General features: G+C 64.4%; 16 protein-coding genes and 1 pseudogene. 12 read left to right on the top strand and 5 right to left on the bottom strand.

Going from position 1 to position 17824, the window contains the following annotated elements; translation table 11 throughout:
- Positions 1–150: 150 nt before the first annotated feature.
- On the bottom strand, positions 151–1194 hold the full coding sequence (locus AABB87_RS11470; RefSeq protein WP_058720827.1) for a type IV pilus twitching motility protein PilT: 1044 nt from the start codon (positions 1192–1194) through the stop codon (positions 151–153).
- Between the two features lie 50 nt (positions 1195–1244).
- Here AABB87_RS11470 and AABB87_RS11465 point away from each other — a divergent pair, with 50 nt between their 5' ends.
- The 6 genes from AABB87_RS11465 (at position 1245) to AABB87_RS11440 (ending at position 7651) form a co-directional block, all read left to right on the top strand.
- A complete protein-coding gene (locus AABB87_RS11465) occupies positions 1245–1985 on the top strand; it encodes a YggS family pyridoxal phosphate-dependent enzyme (RefSeq protein ID WP_341971369.1) in 741 nt (246 codons plus the stop codon).
- A gap of 75 nt (positions 1986–2060) precedes the next feature.
- On the top strand, positions 2061–2807 hold the full coding sequence (locus AABB87_RS11460; protein WP_341971368.1) for a c-type cytochrome: 747 nt from the start codon (positions 2061–2063) through the stop codon (positions 2805–2807).
- Positions 2804–4123 carry a cytochrome c gene (locus AABB87_RS11455; RefSeq protein ID WP_341971367.1) on the top strand — a complete coding sequence of 440 codons (1320 nt, stop codon included), beginning with the start codon at positions 2804–2806 and terminating at the stop codon, positions 4121–4123. Before AABB87_RS11460 ends, AABB87_RS11455 begins: the two co-directional genes overlap by 4 nt.
- A 543-nt stretch (positions 4124–4666) precedes the next feature.
- Positions 4667–6235 carry a methyl-accepting chemotaxis protein gene (locus AABB87_RS11450; RefSeq protein ID WP_341971366.1) on the top strand — a complete coding sequence of 523 codons (1569 nt, stop codon included), beginning with the start codon at positions 4667–4669 and terminating at the stop codon, positions 6233–6235.
- An 82-nt stretch (positions 6236–6317) separates the two neighbouring features.
- On the top strand, positions 6318–6656 hold the full coding sequence (locus AABB87_RS11445) for a TonB family protein (RefSeq protein WP_058720832.1): 339 nt from the start codon (positions 6318–6320) through the stop codon (positions 6654–6656).
- A 467-nt stretch (positions 6657–7123) separates the two neighbouring features.
- Positions 7124–7651, top strand: a complete 528-nt coding sequence (locus tag AABB87_RS11440; RefSeq protein ID WP_341971365.1) for a hypothetical protein — start codon at positions 7124–7126, stop codon at positions 7649–7651.
- Between the two features lie 49 nt (positions 7652–7700).
- Here the strand turns inward: AABB87_RS11440 and AABB87_RS11435 are convergent, their stop codons facing one another.
- Positions 7701–8144 (bottom strand): cold-shock protein, encoded by a 444-nt coding sequence (locus tag AABB87_RS11435; protein ID WP_341971364.1) that lies wholly within the window; start codon positions 8142–8144, stop codon positions 7701–7703.
- Between the two features lie 156 nt (positions 8145–8300).
- Between AABB87_RS11435 and ylqF the strand changes: the two are divergent.
- Positions 8301–9248 (top strand): annotated as a pseudogene (gene ylqF, locus AABB87_RS11430) (ribosome biogenesis GTPase YlqF); the annotation flags it as partial.
- Positions 9249–9507: 259 nt separating this feature from the next.
- On the opposite strand, the gene AABB87_RS11425 reads toward ylqF, so the two are convergent.
- Together AABB87_RS11425 and AABB87_RS11420 are read right to left on the bottom strand one after the other, a co-directional pair.
- Positions 9508–9954 carry a hypothetical protein gene (locus AABB87_RS11425; protein ID WP_341971363.1) on the bottom strand — a complete coding sequence of 149 codons (447 nt, stop codon included), beginning with the start codon at positions 9952–9954 and terminating at the stop codon, positions 9508–9510.
- 56 nt (positions 9955–10010) lie between these two features.
- Positions 10011–11198 (bottom strand): hypothetical protein, encoded by a 1188-nt coding sequence (locus AABB87_RS11420; protein ID WP_341971362.1) that lies wholly within the window; start codon positions 11196–11198, stop codon positions 10011–10013.
- A gap of 537 nt (positions 11199–11735) precedes the next feature.
- Between AABB87_RS11420 and AABB87_RS11415 the strand changes: the two genes are divergently transcribed.
- The 5 genes from AABB87_RS11415 (at position 11736) to AABB87_RS11395 (ending at position 17143) form a co-directional block, all read left to right on the top strand.
- Entirely contained in the window at positions 11736–12032 is a 297-nt protein-coding gene (locus AABB87_RS11415) for an SCP2 sterol-binding domain-containing protein (protein WP_058720838.1), read from the top strand.
- A 6-nt stretch (positions 12033–12038) separates the two neighbouring features.
- On the top strand, positions 12039–12503 hold the full coding sequence (locus tag AABB87_RS11410) for a MerR family transcriptional regulator (RefSeq protein ID WP_341971361.1): 465 nt from the start codon (positions 12039–12041) through the stop codon (positions 12501–12503).
- Positions 12504–12507: 4 nt separating this feature from the next.
- The gene (locus AABB87_RS11405; protein WP_058720839.1) at positions 12508–13686 is read left to right on the top strand and encodes an acyl-CoA dehydrogenase family protein; all 1179 of its coding nucleotides are present in this window, start codon (positions 12508–12510) and stop codon (positions 13684–13686) included.
- A gap of 72 nt (positions 13687–13758) precedes the next feature.
- A complete protein-coding gene (locus AABB87_RS11400) occupies positions 13759–14967 on the top strand; it encodes an acetyl-CoA C-acetyltransferase (RefSeq protein ID WP_341971360.1) in 1209 nt (402 codons plus the stop codon).
- Positions 14968–14971: 4 nt separating this feature from the next.
- Entirely contained in the window at positions 14972–17143 is a 2172-nt protein-coding gene (locus AABB87_RS11395) for a 3-hydroxyacyl-CoA dehydrogenase NAD-binding domain-containing protein (protein WP_341971358.1), read from the top strand.
- A 71-nt stretch (positions 17144–17214) separates the two neighbouring features.
- Here AABB87_RS11395 and AABB87_RS11390 read toward each other — a convergent pair whose 3' ends face one another.
- Positions 17215–17784 carry an EF-hand domain-containing protein gene (locus tag AABB87_RS11390; RefSeq protein WP_341971356.1) on the bottom strand — a complete coding sequence of 190 codons (570 nt, stop codon included), beginning with the start codon at positions 17782–17784 and terminating at the stop codon, positions 17215–17217.
- Positions 17785–17824 lie beyond the last annotated feature (40 nt).

Below are 17824 nucleotides of genomic sequence, written 5' to 3'. Positions count from 1 at the left end.
AATCCTCTGCGCCGGTGCAAGATGCGAACCGGCAGACTTTAAGCCCTGTCAAGCCGGGGTATCGCCGGAAAAACGCCCGCCGGAGCCGGCGGGCGCTTGAGTGGAGGGCCGTCTTGCCCACCGCGAAAAATATGGCTCTGCCTGCGCGCCTTAGCCCGGGAAGTTGTCCGGGAACTTGGCCTTGGCGCGGGCCTCGGCGGGCGAGATGATGTTGCGGCGCACCAGATCGGTCAGGTTCTGGTCCAGGGTTTGCATGCCCTGGTTATTGCCGGTCTGGATGGCCGAGTACATCTGCGCCACCTTGTTCTCGCGGATCAAGTTGCGGATGGCCGAGTTGCCCAACATGATTTCATGCGCCGCCACCCGGCCCGAGCCGTCTTTGAGCTTGCACAGCGTTTGCGAGATCACCGCCACCAGCGACTCAGACACCATCGCCCGCACCATCTCTTTTTCAGCCGCCGGGAACACGTCAACGATACGGTCCACCGTTTTGGCGGCCGAGCTGGTGTGCAGGGTGCCGAAGACCAAGTGGCCGGTTTCCGCCGCGGTCAGCGCCAGGCGAATGGTTTCCAGGTCACGCATTTCACCCACCAGCACCGCGTCCGGGTCTTCACGCAGCGCCGACTTCAGCGCATTGGCGAAGCTCATGGTGTGCGGCCCCACCTCGCGCTGGTTGATCAGGCTCTTCTTGGACTCGTGCACGAACTCGATCGGGTCCTCGATGGTGAGGATGTGTCCGTACTCGTTCTCGTTCAGGTGATTGACCATGCCGGCCAGGGTGGTCGACTTGCCCGAGCCGGTCGGGCCGGTCACCAGCACCAGGCCGCGCGGGCGCAGGGCCAGCTCGGCAAAAATCTTCGGCGCGTTCAGCTGCTCCAGCGAGAGGATCTTGCTCGGAATGGTCCGGAACACGGCGCCAGCACCGCGGTTCTGATTGAAGGCATTGACGCGGAAACGGGCCAGGCCTTGGATCTCGAAGGAGAAGTCCACTTCCAGCGATTCTTCGTAAATCTTGCGCTGGCTGTCATTCATGATGTCGTACACCATGTCATGCACTTGGCGGTGTTCCAGCGCCTCGACATTGATGCGGCGCACATCGCCATTAACGCGAATCATCGGCGGCAAACCGGCGGAGAGGTGCAAGTCCGAGGCCTTGTTCTTGACCGAGAATGCAAGCAGTTGGGTGATGTCCATGACAGGGCAGTCCGCAGTGGAAATTAGAGTGAAGCAGGGGCCGGGCCATTATGGCGACGATATCGAGCAGGATTCAAAAACAACATCAGCGCATTGCCCAAGCCTGCCATGCCGCCGGGCGGGATGTGCACAGTGTCACGCTGCTGGTGGTGAGCAAGACATTTCCGGCCGAGGACGTGCGCGAGGCCTTTGACGCCGGCGAGCGCCGCTTTGGCGAAAACTATGTGCAAGAGGGCTTGGACAAGATCGCCGCGCTGGCCGATTTGCGCGATCAGCTGGAGTGGCATCTGATCGGCCCGCTGCAAAGCAATAAGACCAAGCCGGTAGCAGAACACTTTGACTGGGTGCACAGCGTGGACCGGCTGAAGATCGCGCAGCGCCTGTCCGAGCAACGCCCGGCGCATCTGCCGCCGCTCAATATCTGCTTGCAAGTCAATATCAGCGGCGAGGCCAGTAAGAGCGGCGCCAGCCCGGCCGAAGTCCCCGCCCTGGCCCGCGCCGTGGCCGGCCTGCCGCGCCTGCGCTTGCGCGGCCTGATGGCGGTGCCTGAGCCGGCCGCTGAGTTTGAGGCGCAGCGCCAGCCACACCGCGCCTTGGCCGCTTTGCTGGCCCAAGTGAAAGCAGAGTTGCAAACCGAGCAGCAAGACCTGACCCTCGACACCTTGTCCATGGGCATGAGCGCCGATCTGGAAGCCGCCGTCGCCGAAGGCGCCAGCATGGTGCGGATTGGCTCGGCCATTTTTGGCAGCCGGGCGGCCAAGCCCACCGCTGAACCAGACACCGGGCATTGACAGGGCCGAAGTGGCCAAACGCGAAGCCGCCGGCACTCCACTCCCCGACCTCTGGCGGCTGCTGATAATGCCCGCATGACTTCACATCTGTTTTCGGGCTGGCTGGCCCGCGCTGCGCTGAGTTGCTTATTGGCCGGGCAGGCCTTGCTGCAAGCAAGTGCAGCGACGGCCGATGCCCCCAACCGGCCCACCGCCACGCCCTTTGAAGACAGCATCGCCCAACGCGCGCAGGCCTGCACCCTGTGCCACGGCAAGCAAGGCCGGGCCGCGGCCGATGGCTACTACCCGCGCATCGCCGGCAAGCCGCAGGGCTATCTCTACAAGCAGCTGCTCAATTTCCGCGATGGGCGCCGCCACTACGGCTTGATGAGCGATCTGGTGGCGCCGCTCAGCGATGCCTATTTGCTGGAGCTGGCCGGCTATTTCGCGCAGCTGGACCTGCCCTATCCGCCCCCGCTGCCCGCCAGCTTGAGTGCGGCTGAATTGGCGCGCGGCGAGCAACTGGTATTCAAGGGCGACCCGGCGCGCAAGCTGCCGGCCTGCGTGCAATGCCACGGCAGCAAGCTCACTGGCGTGCAGCCCTTCATCCCCGGCCTGCTGGGCCTGCCGCGCGACTATCTGAATGGCCAGCTCGGCGCCTGGCGCAGTGGCCAGCGCCAGGCGGTGGCACCCGACTGCATGGCCACCATCGCCAAGACCTTGCGGCTGGAGGACATCAACGCCGTCAGCCAATGGTTGGCCGCCCAAGCCCTGCCGGCCGGCGCTAAACCCGCCCTGGCACTCCCGGCGCCGCTGCCCATGGATTGCGGAGGGCTGCAATGAGCCGCCGCACCGTGAGTTGGCGATGGGCGCGCGGGCTGGTCTTGCTCCTGCTGGCCGTTGCGATGGTGGCGGCGGCCGCCATCTGGCTGCTGAACCGGCCCGACGCTGCCGAGCCCTCGTCAAAGCCGCTGGCGATTACGCCGGCCCTGATTGAGCGCGGCGCCTATCTGGCCCGGGCCGGCAATTGCATGGGCTGCCACACGCAGCGTGGCGGCACGGCCTATGCCGGTGGGCGACCCATTCCCACGCCCTTTGGCAGCGTGTTCGGGCCTAACCTGACGCCGGACACGCAGCACGGCCTGGGGCAATGGTCAGCGGATGATTTCTGGAACGCGCTGCACAACGGCCGCAGCCGCGACGGTCGCCTGCTCTCACCCGCCTTCCCCTACACGAACTACAGCCTAGTCAGCCGCGCGGATGCCGACGCGCTCTACGCCTATCTGCGCAGCCTGCCCGCCGCGCCCCTAGCCAATCGCCCGCATGAGCTGCGCTTCCCCTACGGCAGCCAGCCGGCGCTGGCCGCATGGCGGGCGCTGTACTTCCGGCCCGCCGTGTACCAGGCCGATACCAAACAAAGTGCCGAGTGGAACCGTGGCGCCTATCTGGTTCAGGGTCTGGGCCACTGCAATGCCTGCCACGCGCCACGCAACGCTCTAGGCGCCACCGCCGGCCAACAAGACTTCAGCGGCGGCATGTTGGCAGCTTTGGGCTGGTATGCCCCGTCGCTGCATGCGCGCAGCGAAGCCAGCGTGGCGCAATGGCGACCCGAAGACTTGCGCGCTTGGCTCAAGACCGGCAGCAGCACCAGCACGCAGGGCAGCGCCCTAGGACCGATGAGCGAGGTGATTCTGGGCAGCACCCAATACCTCTCGCAGGCCGACCTCAGCGCCATGGCCCTCTATCTGCAAAGCTTGCCGCAGCAAGAGGCGCCCCACCCGCCCACCCGCAAGCCCGAGCCCTCGGCAGGCGCGGCACGCGCGGCCGGCGCGCAGCTCTACGAGCAGCATTGCGCCGCCTGCCATGGCGCCCAGGGCCAGGGCGTGCCCGGCGCCTACCCGGCGCTGGCCGGCAGCCGCAGCGTCACCATGGCCAATCCCGCCAATCTGCTGCGCATCATCCAGCGCGGCGGCTTCGCGCCGGCCACGGCGGGCAATCCGCGCCCCTACGGCATGCCGCCGTTTGCCAGCGTGCTGAACGACACCGAACTCGCCGCCCTGGCCAGCTATCTGCGCAGCGCCTGGGGCAATGTGGCGCAAGGCGACAGCGATATCCGACCCATGGACGTCCTCCAGCTCAAAAGCCAACGCATTGACTGAGTCCGCACACCCAACTCCAGAAGGAGTTGGGTGGCTGACGAAGGACCAGCCGCGATACCAGCGGCCGGCTGGGTCCGCGAAGCGAAGGCATGACCTGACCCCCATCAGTCAAGGGTAAACCCTTCACTTCAAGAGCTAGCGGTCTTTGCGCCGCATGCTCTAGGTGTTTGCCCCCACCGCTCTCCGCGCATTTCTTCACGTGCGCGAAATCTCGGCTTGCGCCAAGCTGACGCGAAGCCCCGACACTTGCCGCAGGCCAAACGTCTGGTTACAACTCGCCAAAAAGCACGGCGCGTGGTGAGCCCGATCAAAGCCAACAAGCAAGGGCTGCAGCGGCCCGCGGCAAATGTCACAACAGCCGGTTTACTTTCCATCGGCACCGACCTTTTGCTCAAGTCCGCGGCGCCCAAACCGAAATGGTGACAAGCCTCGCTGCAGGCCAGTCCCAGCCAAGATCATCATGTTCGGGGGCCAACAAGCAGCCAGAACATGAGCCATCGCGGATTGCAAAGAACAGTTGTACGTTGAGGAGAAGCTTTTCCCATGAAGCTATTGACAGATTTGCGCATCAGCCACCGCCTCGCGGTTAGCTTCGGCCTGATGATGGTACTGATGATCGGCATCGGCAGTTACGGCGCCAACACGGCAAACCATTTGGCCCAAGATCTGGACCGCACCGCCAATTCCAGCCTCGTGAAGATTGCGGCGGCGAACTCGCTGGAAAGCAATGTCAACGTGATTGCCCGCGCCTCGCGCGATCTGCTGCTGCTGGATGAAGCACGCCAGATCAAGAAGCAGAAGGCCGCCATCGCCACCGCATTGCAAGACAGTGAAAAGCAATTGGCCAGCCTGGAAGCTTCTCAGGACCAAGACAAGGAAGAAAAGGACCTGATCGCTCAAGTGCGTGAGCGCGAGGTCAAGTTCTTTGCCGCCGTTGCCCGCTTCGAGAAAGTGCAGCAAGACGCCAGCCCTGACGAAGCCCGTGAAAGCCTGATCACCGATGTGCGCCCGGCCCAACAAGCCTACCAAGACGGCCTCAAGGCCCTGGTGGATTTGCAGTTCAACCGCGCCCGTGATGTGGCCGTGTCCGGCGGCGAAACCGCCCGCACCTCGGTGCTGCTGACCGGCGGCATCGTGCTGGTGGCGGTGGTGCTGGGTGTTGGCGGCGGCTTTGTGATCACCCGCTCTATCGTCGTGCCGGCCCAGCGCGCCCAGGCGGCCGCCGAGGCCATCAGCTCCGGCGACCTGAATATGCTGATTCAGCCCAATGGCACTTGCGAGCTGAACCAGATGCTGCACGCGATGAAGGAAATGCAAAGCGCACTGTCCGGCGTGGTGTCCAGCGTCAGCAGCGCTGCTGGCGAAGTGGCCCAGAACTCCAGCGAGATCGCGCAAAGCAATGTCAATTTGTCGGACCGCACGGCCCGCTCGGCCGCCAGTCTGCAAGACACAGCCGCTTCGGTTGAAGAAATCGCTGCCAATCTGCATGGCGCCAGCGACCTGACCCGCCGCGCCGCCGGCATCGCCACCAAGGCACGTCAATCGGCCTCGGCCGGTGGCGCCGTGGTGGCCAAGGTGGTGGACACGATGGAAGAGATCAGCGCCAGCTCGCGCAAGATCGGCGACATCATCGGCGTCATCGACGGCATCGCTTTCCAAACCAATATCCTGGCCCTGAACGCTGCTGTTGAAGCAGCCCGTGCCGGTGAGCATGGCCGCGGCTTCGCGGTGGTGGCCTCCGAAGTGCGCGCCCTGGCTTCACGCTCGGCGGCTGCTGCCAAAGAAATCAAGGTGCTGATCCAGGAATCCTCGGTCAAGGTCGAGAACGGTACCGCCCTGGTCAACAACGCCGGCGTCACCATCCGCAGCGTGGTCGACGAGGTCAACAATATGGGCCAGCTGATCGAAGAGATCTCGCACTCGGCCCAAGAGCAGGCGGCCGGCGTGGGCGTGGTCAATAACGCCATGAACGAGTTGGATCGCACCACCCAGCAAAACACCAGCTTGGTGGATGAGCTGGGCCGCTCGACCGACGCGCTGACGAATAGCTCCTCGCGCCTGCTGGAAGCCGTTGGCTTCTTCAGCCCGACCAAGGCCCACGCGCGCTACTGAGTTCGCTGCAAACCTCACTGGCTTGCCACACCATTTTCAACACGAAGAATTCACGACTTCCTCACTCCCCAGAGGCTTCATCATGACCCACGCAGTACCCTTCAACACCCGCTCCATCGCCCTGTTCTGCGGCGCCCTGGCCCTGGCCTTCGCCGCCCACGCCGCAGCGCCCAAAGTCATCAAAAAGGTGCCGCCGGAGTTTCCGCGCGAAGCCGCCCAGCAGTCCATTTCCACCGGTGCGGTGAAAGCCAAGATGTCGATCGACGGCGATGGCAAGGTCACCGGTGTTGAAATTCTGGAAGCGGAACCCCGCCGCGTGTTTGACAAGGCCGTCACCCGCGCCTTGATGGACTGGCGCTTCGAGCCCTCCGGCGAAAAACAGACTCACGAAGTCAAACTGGTCTTCAAGAACGAAGACTGATGAAAAAAGAGCCTGCTGATGCAGGCTCTTTCATTTGAGCATTTGGGTATATGGATTCGGCTCATTCAGCCGCGCGGGAGGCGCCTGCTGACGGACAAGACTTAGGCCACCGATGTGCCGCGCCCATTTCCGCAGGCGAACTCAGCGCTCGCCCCCTCCCCGCCCGCCTCAGATTACCCAAGCCGCAAGAAACATCACGCAAACCACCGCCAACATCAGCTTGTGGCGCGGTTTCAGCAGCGAAAGTGTGGGCATGAGCAGCTCCTGCAAGGCGGCACCGAGGCTTTAGCCCCGCGCCGCAACCGTTTTGGATGGGCCGATATTTGCCCAAGCCTAGACATGAATCAAGAGGATCTTCCCGCCCCCGTCGGCTGTTCTGGCCAGATTCTGCTCGCCACAAGCCAATTCCGCCCGACTAGCGTTCAAGTTTTGGCCAAGCTGGCCGAACTCATTGCACCGCCGCTGCGATGAAGTTCAAGATCATGGCCGACACCCCTCCTGCCGCATCCCTCGCCGAACTGGAAGCCGCACTCGATGCCATGGTGCAAGAGCGCTACAACCAGGCCGAAAGCGATGAAGAAGCCGATGCGCAGGCGCTGCAGGCGCAAGACGGCGAGTACCTCCAGACTCGCATTCGCTGCCTTGAAGCCTTGCTCAATGCCGCCAACAACGAGGTGGAATGGATAGGCCCGGCAGCGCGCAGCACACCCGGCCAGGCGCTGCGGCGCATCAAAGCCCTGTGCGGCCGCTTCCCCGATCTCTACAGCGCCATGGCGGTTGTGGCGGCCACCCACCCGACGGTGTCGCGCGAGATGCTGGCCATGGCCATCAAGCAGTTCCGCCGCGATACCGAGAGTCTCAGCAAAGAAGATGTGATGGGCTTGCTGGTGAGCATCGTCAACGGCGGCAGCCAGGGCTTTGAGGCCGTGCTGCGCACCCGCAAGAACTCGGAACGCAAGACCGCCAGCTTGCCCTGGGGCAAAGACACCGATTGAAGCCGCCGCTCTAAGCGCCTCCTTGTGCGCCCCCTTGAGTGCCAGCTGATCAGCGCGTCTTGTTGACCTTGATCACCTTGGCAGTTTGCGCATAGTTGGCGCTGCCGCCGGACTTGATGTTCGCCACCCACAGGCCTGCACCCGCGGCGCTCAGCGTCACCACACCGGCCACCAGCAACCAAAACGACCACCGGCGCCCAGACCCTTGGCTCAGCGCGCGCTGGCGTTCACGGCTGGCCGCCGGAGCAAGAAAGTCGCCATGGGAGGGAGGTGCAGGCGGGCCATCGCTGCGCTGCACCCGCAGCACCTGCTTGCGGCCTTTTTGATCCACCGCCACCTCGAAGCTCAGGGCCTCGCCCACCTGGGGCGGCTCCGAGCCCGAAGGGAAGGCCGACGCATGGACGAACAACTCCTGCCCGCCTTGCCGGGGCGCAATCGCCCCAAAGCCGCGGTCATAGTTCCAATCCTTTAACGTGCCTTCAAATCTCATCATCGCCTCGGCTCAAGTGCCTTTGCAGCGATCATGCGCCCAAGACTCAAAAGGCCTGCAACAAGCTGTAAGCGAGGCGGCCGACGCGAAACAGCTGTTTACAAAACACTTGTCGAGGACAATACGCCTCTTTCTAGCACTGACAGACTGACTGAGCACATGGCCATCCACTGGTTTCCCGGGCATATGAATTCGACCCGGAATGCGATCAACGAGCGCATGAAGGCCGGCCTCGACGTGGTGATCGAAATGCTGGACGCCCGCTGCCCCGGCTCCAGCGCCAACCCCTTGCTGGCCAAGCTGACCGAGGGCAAGCCCACGCTCAAGCTGCTCAACAAGCAGGATTTGGCCGACCCCGAGCGCACGGCGCTCTGGCTGGCGCATTACAACGCCCAGCCCGACACCCGCGCCATCGGCCTGGACGCCAGCATCAAAGCCCCTGCCCAAGCCCTCATCAAGGCCTGCCGCGAGTTGGCGCCCTTGCGTGGCGGCATGGTCAAACCGGTGCGAGTGCTGATTTGCGGCATCCCCAATGTGGGCAAGTCCACCCTGATCAACACCTTGGCCTCCAAGCGCGCCGCCAAAACCGGCGACGAGCCCGGCATCACCAAGTTGGAACAAAAGATCGTCCTGGCCGAAGACTTCTACCTCTTCGACACCCCCGGCATGCTGTGGCCCCGCATCAGCGTGGAGGAAAGCGGCTACAACTTGGCCGCTAGCGGCGCCATCGGCCGCAATGCGTTTGACGAGGAAGAAGTTGCGCTGGAGCTGCTCAGCTATCTGCGCCGCGATTACGCGCAGGCCTTGATCGAGCGCTACAAGCTCGGCGACATCAGCGCCCTGAATGACGAGGACTTGCTGGGCGCCATTGGCAAGCGGCGCGGTGCGGTGCTCAGCGGCGGGCGCATCAATATGCAAAAGGCCGCCGAGGTCTTGATCTACGAATTCCGCCAGAACATTCTGGGCCGCATCACGCTGGAGACGCCGGAGGAATTCATCCAATGGCAGGCCAAGGCCGAATTGGCCGAGGCCGAGCGCAAGCTCAAGGCCGAAAAGCGCAAGCAAAAGACCAAGACACCGCAGCGGGGTGGTCCGGCGGTGGCCGCCGTGGCTGACGAGGACCAGGAAGGCGACGGCAGCGATCTAGGCGACCACGGCGATCAAGGCGATGAAGTGGTCACTGAAGTTGATGGCGTCGATACGCTCCAGTCTTCAGACGTCAGCGCGGACACCCGCGAGCAACTCAGGCCTACCTCAGCGCCGGATGGCGCGTAAACAAATCGGCCGGCACGCGCCGGCCTTGATGATTAGCGGCTTCAGCCAGGCCACACGCTCCGCTGAAGCGCTGGCTGACCTCGGCTAAGCCTCAGTTCACCTCCAAGACCACCTTGACGCTGCTGTCGACGGCGGACTTTTCGATATAGCCGATGGCATCCACATTGGCCGCGACGAACTTCTTCACCTCGTTCGCATTGCCAAGCTCTTTGGGCGGCACCGCTTTGCCCGAGAAGGTCAGACGCGACCACGCCGCCTTGACCTGCGCGGCGGTCTTGCCGGCGGCCTTGCTGTAGAACTGCTCACGCACCGAGCTGACGTCAGGCAGATCGGCCGGCACCGCCATGCCGCCACCGGGCAAGGTGGAGGACTTGCCCAGGAACACACTCGCCGCCTGCTCTTGCGTCAAGGTGCTGAGCGGGCTCTTGGGGTTGACGATCACGACGACCTGGGCCGACGCTCCTGCCGCCCACAAGCTCAGCAGCAACAGCCCCCAACGCAGCGGGTGGCCCGACTTCAATGACTTGAACGCTTCCATCTTGAACTCCTGAAGAATCTTGACGCCTCGGTGGCCCGCAAAGGCGGCCGCCTCGTTTAGAACACCATGTCGTAGGAGGCGCTGAGCACCCGCGCACTGCCCGCACCCGGCGTTGCCGTCGAGTCGCTCACCCGGTCAAACTGGAACTTCAGGGCGCCGCCCTTGTGAAGCTCATAGCGCAGGGCCAGCAACTGGCTGCGCAGCTTGACCGGCGTGTAGGAATCGGCATACGAGTCCTCCTGGTACGTGCTGGCGCCGCCGGTCAGGGTGAAGTCACCGACGCGGTAGCCCAGCGTTGCCAAGTAAAACTGCGCTTTGTAATTCAAAGACTTCCGGGTCGCCCGACCGAACTCGGTTCGCACAATCCAGTGGCCGACGTCAGCATTGAGGGCCAGCCCCAGGAATTCTTGTGCGGGGCCATCCTCGGCCACATCGACGACGCCGCTGTCTTTGTCGGTCTGTTTGAATTTGCTGCGCACATAGCTGACGCGGCCGGTGAACCAGTCACGCGAAAACTCGACGCTCGCGCCACCAATATTCGACCACTCCACCGTTTTGGGTGCGTCGCTGTAAATCCGCGAGTAGGCGTTCTTGCTGCTTTTCTCAGCACCGAACAAGAGATCGGTCCGCAGTGACCAGGGCCCCAACTCGGTGGCATAGCTGAGGCTGGCGCCGTTGTAATTGACCACGTCCCAGCCATACACATCGGGGCTGGGGCGTATGGTGTTGTAGGCATAGCCCACGTCTTGAAAGTCAGAGTAGTAGTAGAGCGGCAGGCGCTTGCGCCCGACTTGCAGCGTCCATTCGGGGGCGATCTGATAGGCCAGATACAGCCACTCCAGATTGGCATGCTGATCCTTCAAGCCCCGGGCCGTCACCTGCCCCGTCACGCTGAAACTGGGGTTGAACTTCACCGTGCCCTGCAGGCCGATGCGTGACTCCGGGCTGGCACTCAACTCGTCCTCGTAGACGCCAGCATGACCCCAGTCCGCGATGTAACGGGTACAGCCCTTGCTGAAGGCCGGCGCCAAGCCGCTGCTGACGCAGTCGCCGGTCGTTCGCCCCACCACCAGCGAGGCAAAGCCCGAGCCGCTGAATTCCTGCGCGCGGGCTTGCTGGGCGGCAAGCCCAAGACCGAGCCCCAGGCTCAGGGCAAAGAAGAGCCGGCTATGGCCCCACTCAGTCCGATGAACGCGCGGTCGTGATCCGCCACAAGTACCCATGAACATCTGGTGCTGCGCCATACGAACCTCCGGTCTGAACGGGGAATGAAGATACTGACAATCATTCCGGCAGGCATCGCACTGCGACGCCGCCGACCCTGGTGTCAACCATAGCGCTCAGACCCCAGGCGTGAACAGCCGCTGAGCGGCCATTTGGGTCAAAAAACCACGCCAGGCCGGCTGTGGCGAGCTGCTCGCTGTTTTTGCGTGAATTAGTCGACACGGCGCGCAAGGACCGGCCCGGCATGGCTTGAATCAAGCCGGCAAAGCAAGCAGCGGCCAGGCCTGGGCCGGGCTGGCGATGGCGCGCCCGGCCCGCCCGGCGCGACTCACGCAAGCCACCAAAGCCCCAAGCCAAGAGGCGCTGCGCTGCCCTGCGTAGGCGCGCCTGCAAATCGCTCACTCCGGGCTCGACTCCTTCGCAAGGGATGCCAGCCCCATAGCTTCCGTATACGTCAGGTGGATTTCATATTGGTGAATACCATGTGGCTCACGGCAGGCGCTTTGACTAAGCTGCCCGTCACCCATATGGGACATGAACAACTAGCGAGGAACACCATGGACATGACAGCCATCACCGAGGCCCTGCGCGGCAAACTCAGCGAAGACAGCGGCCTGAACGCGGTATTGAAGTTCGACTGCGGTGACGACGGCGTGGCCGTGATTGACGGCAAGAGCGTGCCCAACACGGTCAGCAATGAGAACCGCGACGCCGACTGCACCGTCGCCATCAGCCTGGAAAACCTGGCCGCTTTGCTCAAGGGCGAACTCAACCCCATGAATGGTTTCATGATGGGCAAGTTCAAGGTCAGCGGCGATATGGCCGTGGCGATGAAGCTGCAACGCGTGGTGTGATCCCACATGTCGGCAGTCGCAAACACCCGCCAGCAACAGCACCGCGCCGCTGCCCGCAATGTGGAAGACCTCAGCGCCCAGGCCCCGGCCGAGGCGCTGTATGGCATCACCGAGCTATGCCGCGCCTTTGACCTGACGCCGCGCGCGATTCGCTTTTACGAAGACAAAGGCCTGCTGGCGCCGCGCCGCGTCAACGGCGCACGCGTCTACACCCAGCGTGACCGGGCGCGGCTGAGCTTGATTCAGCGCGCCAAGGGCCTGGGTTCCTCGCTGGCCGAGATCAAGCAGTTTCTTGACCTCTACGGCGCGCACGGTGAAGGCCGCACCAAGCAACTGGAATTCACCCTGGAACGCACGGGCCAGGCCATTGCCGAGTTGGAACAAAAACGCAGCGCCATTGACGCCACCCTGGCCGAATTGCGCATGATCAACACAATGGTTCGCCAGCAACTGGCCGACCAGGAGACCTAAAGCCATGAGCCTGCCCCTGTTCCCCTCCGCCTGGATCAGCGAAGAACACAAGATGCTGCAAGACAGCGTGGCGCGATTCTTCAAAGAACGTTGGGTGCCACGTTCGCCCGAATGGCGCGAGGCCGGCATGATGGGCCGCGACACCTGGCTGGAGGCCGGCGCCACCGGCCTGCTGTGCGCCTCCATGCCCGAGCAGTACGGCGGCGGTGGCGGGGATTTCGGCCATGACGCGGTGATCTTGCTGGAGCAGGCGCGCGCCAACCTCAGCGGCTTCGGCGGCGGCCTGCATTCGGCCATCGTCGGGCCCTACATCCTGCATTACGGTAGCGAGGAACAAAAGCAGCGCTGGCTGCCTAAGATGGCCCGCGGCGAGTTGGTGGGTGCCATTGCCATGACCGAGCCGGGCACCGGCTCTGACCTGCAAAACGTGCGCACGGTGGCGCGGCGCGAGGGCGATCACTACGTACTCTCGGGCCAAAAAGTCTTCATCACCAATGGCCAGAATGCCAATCTGATCGTGGTGGTCTGCAAGACCGACAAGGCGCAGGCCGCCAAAGGCATTTCGCTGCTGGTGGTGGAAGTGGAGAACGCCGATGGCACGCTGGTGCCGGGCTTCCGCCGTGGCCGCAACCTCGACAAGATCGGCATGAAGGCGCAAGACACCTCGGAGCTGTTCTTCGACGAGGTGCGGGTGCCGGTGAGCAATTTGCTGGGTGGCGAGAGCGGCACCGAGGGCCAGGGCTTTGTGCAGCTGATGCAAGAGCTGCCGCAAGAGCGGCTGATCATCGCCGTCTCTGCCGTGGGCGGCATGGAGCGTGCCCTCGAAGAAACCATCAAGTACACCAAGGAGCGCAAGGCCTTCGGCAAAACCATCTGGGACTTCCAGAACACCCGCTTCAAGCTGGCCGAGGTGCAAAGCCAGGTGCTGGCCGCCCGCGCCTTGCTGGACGCCAGCATGAGCGCCCATCTGCGCGGCGAGCTGGACGCCGCCCGCGCCGCCCTGGTCAAGGCCTGGACCACCGATCTGGCCAGCAAGGTGATGGACGAATGCCTGCAGCTCTTCGGCGGCTACGGCTACATGATGGAGTACCCCATCGCCGAGCTTTACGCCGACGCCCGCGTCGCCCGCATCTACGGCGGCACCAACGAGATCATGAAAGAGCTGGCCTCGCGCTTCATGTGACCCGGCATGCGGGCCGCCCCGGCCCTGCGCCGCCGAGGCCTGCCCCGCTCAAGCCATAACTAGGAATTCCCCATGACATTCGACGCCTATCTGTTCGACCATGTCCGCACCCCGCGCGGCAAGGGCAAGAAGGACGGCGGCCTGCACCAGGCGAGCCCGGTGTGGCTGCTGCGCGGCCTGCTGCAAGCCCTGCAAGCCCGCAACCAACTCGACACCACCTTGGTGGACGATGTGGTGCTGGGCTGCGTGACGCCGCTGGGCGAACAAGGCGCCGACATCGCCCGCACCGCCGTGCTGGACGCTGGCTGGGCCGAGACAGTGGCGGGGCTGACGCAGTCGCGCTTTTGCGCCTCGGGGCTGGAGAGCATCAACCTCGCCGCGGCCAAGGTCGGCAGCGGTTTTGAGAACCTGGTGGTGGCCGGTGGGGTGGAATCGATGAGCCGCTGGCCCATGGGCAGCGACGGCGGCGCCTGGTTCATGGATCCGCGCATCAACCAAGCCCTGGGCTTTGTGCCACAAGGCGTCAGTGCCGATTTGATCGCCACGCTGGAGGGCTTCAGCCGCGCCGATGTCGACAGCTACGCCGTTGAATCACATCGCCGCGCCGCGGCCGCCCAGGCCGCCGGCCACTTCCGCCACGCCATCGTGCCGGTGCAAGACATTGCCGGGCTGACTTTGCTGGCCGAGGATGAAACCATTCGCCCCGGCACCACGCTGGAGACCCTGGCCAAGCTCAATCCCTCTTTCGCCGCCATGGGCCAAATGGGTTTTGACGCCACCGCCCTGCGCAAGTACACGACGCTGGAGCGCATCCAGCATGTGCACCATGCGGGCAATTCATCCGGCATCGTGGACGGTGCGGCGCTGATGCTGGTGGGCAACCAAGCCGCGGGTGCGGCAGCCGGCCTCAAGCCGCGCGCGCGCATCCGGGCGGCTGCAGTCATCGGCTCCGAGCCCACCATCATGCTGACCGGCCCGACCCCGGCTTGCCACAAGGCGCTGCGCCAGGCCGGCATGACGGCGGCCGACATTGACCTGTGGGAAATCAACGAAGCCTTTGCCACCGTGCCGATGAAGACGGCGCGCGACCTGGGCCTTAGTCTCGATCGCGTCAACGTCAACGGCGGCGCCATCGCTCTGGGACACCCCCTGGGCGCCACCGGCTGCATCATCCTGGGCACGCTGCTGGAAGAGCTGGAACGTCGCAATTTGAGCACCGGCTGCGCCACGCTGTGCGTAGGCGGCGGCATGGGCATCGCCACCGTGATCGAAAGAGTCTGAGTTCATGAGCACCTCACACCCAACTTCCGAGGCACTCCACCTCGAACTCGGCGCCGATGCCATCCTCGTCGCCACCATGGACCTGCCCGGCCATTCGATGAACATCCTGACGGATGCGCTGGCGACGCCGCTGATCGCCCTGGCGGCACGGCTGGAAAGCGATTCCGGTGTCAAAGGCCTGATCCTGCGCTCGGCCAAGAAAGACTTTCTGGCCGGCGCCGATGTGGACCGCCTGCGCGCCCTGAGCACCGCGCAAGAAGCCTTTGACGAATCAATGCGCTTCAAGAGCTTTATCCGCCGGCTGGAGCGCTGCGGCAAGCCGGTGGTCGCCATCCTGCACGGCCTGTGCCTGGGCGGCGGGCTGGAAATTGCGATGGGCTGCCACTGGCGCATCGTGGTCGATGACGGCCGCGCCCGCCTCGGCCTGCCCGAAGTCAAGCTGGGCCTGCTGCCCGGCGGCGGCGGCACCCAACGCCTGCCGCGCCTGGTGGGCATGCAACAAGCCTTGCAATGGATGGCCGAAGGCACGCATGTGCCGGCGGCGCTGGCGCTCAGCAGCGGCCTGGTGAATGCCCTGGCCGCTAACGCCGAAGACGCGCTGACGCAGGCGCGCGCCTGGATCGCCGCCACGCCTAAGCCCGTCCAGCCCTGGGACGCACCTAAGTTCCGCTACCCCGGCGGCGATTCACGCTCGCCCGCAGCGGCGCAATTGCTGGCGATTGGCCCGTCGATGGCGGCCGCCAAGAGCTTTGGCAACTACCCGGCGCTGAGTCACATCATGTCCAGTGTGTTCGAGGGTGGACTGACCGACATCGACCGCGGCCTGGAAATCGAATCCCGCTACTTCGCGGCCTGCGCCATCAGCCCCGCCTCGCGCAATCTGATTGGCACGCTGTGGTATCAGCTCAATGCGATCAAGAAAGGCGCTTCGCGCCCGGCCGATGTGCCGGCCAGCCAAGTCCAACGACTGGGCATTCTGGGTGCCGGCATGATGGGCGCGGGCATTGCCTATGCCGCCGCCAAAGCAGGCATTCCCGTGGTGCTGCTGGACCAAAGCCAGGCCGCAGCCGACAAGGGCAAGCAGTATTCGCAAGACCTGCTCGACAAGGCGGTGAAGAGGGGCCGCTCGACCGCGGAGAAGCGCGAGCGCCTGCTGGCCCTCATCACCCCGAGCACCGACTACGCGGCCTTGCGGGGCTGCGACTTGGTGATTGAAGCGGTGTTCGAGGACCGCGCCGTCAAGGCCCAGGTCACCGCGCTGGCCGAAGCCCAGCTGGCGGACACGGCGGTCTTTGCTTCCAACACTTCCACCCTGCCGATCACCGGCCTGGCGCAAGCCAGCCAGCGCCCGGCGCAGTTCCTGGGCCTGCACTTCTTCTCGCCGGTGGACAAGATGCCGCTGGTGGAAATCATTGTGGGCAAGGAGACCTCGGCGCAGACCCTGGCGCGCGGCTTCGACTTCTGCCTGCAGATCGGCAAGACGCCCATCGTCGTCAACGACTCGCGCGGCTTCTACACCAGCCGCGTGTTTGCCACCTATGTGATGGAAGGGCTGGCGATGTTGCGCGAAGGCGTGCACCCGCGCGCCATCGAAATGGCCGGCCTGCAAGCTGGCATGCCCATGCCGCCCCTGGCCCTGCAAGACGAGGTCAGCCTCAGCCTGGGCCTGCATGTGGCGACCCAGACCCGCAAGGATGTGGAGGCCGAGGGTCAGGTCTACACCGAGCATCCCGGCGAGGCCGTGCTGCGCCAGCTGTGTGAGCTGGGCCGCGTCGGCAAAAAAGTGGGCCAGGGCTTTTACGACTGGCAGGCCGGAGACAAGAGCTTGTGGCCGGGACTGGCCCAGCTCTACCCGCTGGCCGCCGAGCAACCCGCGCAATCAGTGCTGATAGCTCGGCTGATGTTTGTGCAAGCCAACGAGGCTGCGCGCTGCTTGCAAGAAGGCGTGCTGCGCTCGGTGGCGGACGGCAATATCGGCAGCATCCTGGGCTGGGGCTTCGCGCCCTTCCAGGGCGGCGCGCTGCAGTTCATCAACAGCCTGGGCCTTAAGCCATTCGTGGCACGCGCCACTGAACTGGCCCGCCTGCATGGCCCGCGTTTTGAGCCCGCGCAGCTGCTGCAGGAGATGGCGGCCAAGGGCGAGCGCTTCGAAGAAGGCGGCCCGGCACTCGATTGAACCAGCAAGGCCCCGGGGAGTGAGCTAAGAACCGCCCCCGGGCCGAGCGTTGCGACGCGTGCTCTGGCGGCTTACTTGCCGCCTTGTGGGCGAGCCTTGACCCGCGCCGGGGCCAGGCCGTCGGACAAGAGGCGCTGGCCGGCCTTGAGCTCATAGTCCAGCACATCCTGCAGGCTCAGCTTGTCGTCATGATTGGCATCGGCGCCGTCAAAGCCGGCCATGCGCGCGCCAATCACCTCTTTGAAGCTCAGGCGCTGATCCGTGTCCTGATCAAACTGCTGCAAAGTACGCAGCACCCGCTCGGCATGCCTGGGTCCGCCAACGGCCAGCAACTCATCGCGTGAAAGAAAACCATCACGGTCAGCGTCCAGGGCATGCCAGCTCTGCAGCATGTCTTTGCGGAATTCTTCCAGGCTGATGAAGCCGTCGTGGTCAAGATCACCGCGCTCGAAGGCTCGCCGAATCGCACTAGGAGACGGCAGGCGCGCAGCAGGCTCGCCGCCCTTGGCTTGCGCCGGCGGTTTGCCGGCCTGGGCCGGCGCAGGCTCGCCGGCTTGCGCCGTGGGCACATTCAGCAGGGCCAGTACGGCGCTGCAAGCGAGGATCCAAGAGCTGATCCGAGCAGAGTTAGGCGTCTTCATGAGCAGGCATCTCCCAAATGCAATTGATCGACCGACAAAG

The organism is Roseateles sp. PN1, assembly GCF_038419725.1.
Taxonomy (GTDB): domain Bacteria; phylum Pseudomonadota; class Gammaproteobacteria; order Burkholderiales; family Burkholderiaceae_C; genus Paucibacter_A.
This window is presented reverse-complemented; position numbering and strand designations above follow the sequence as displayed.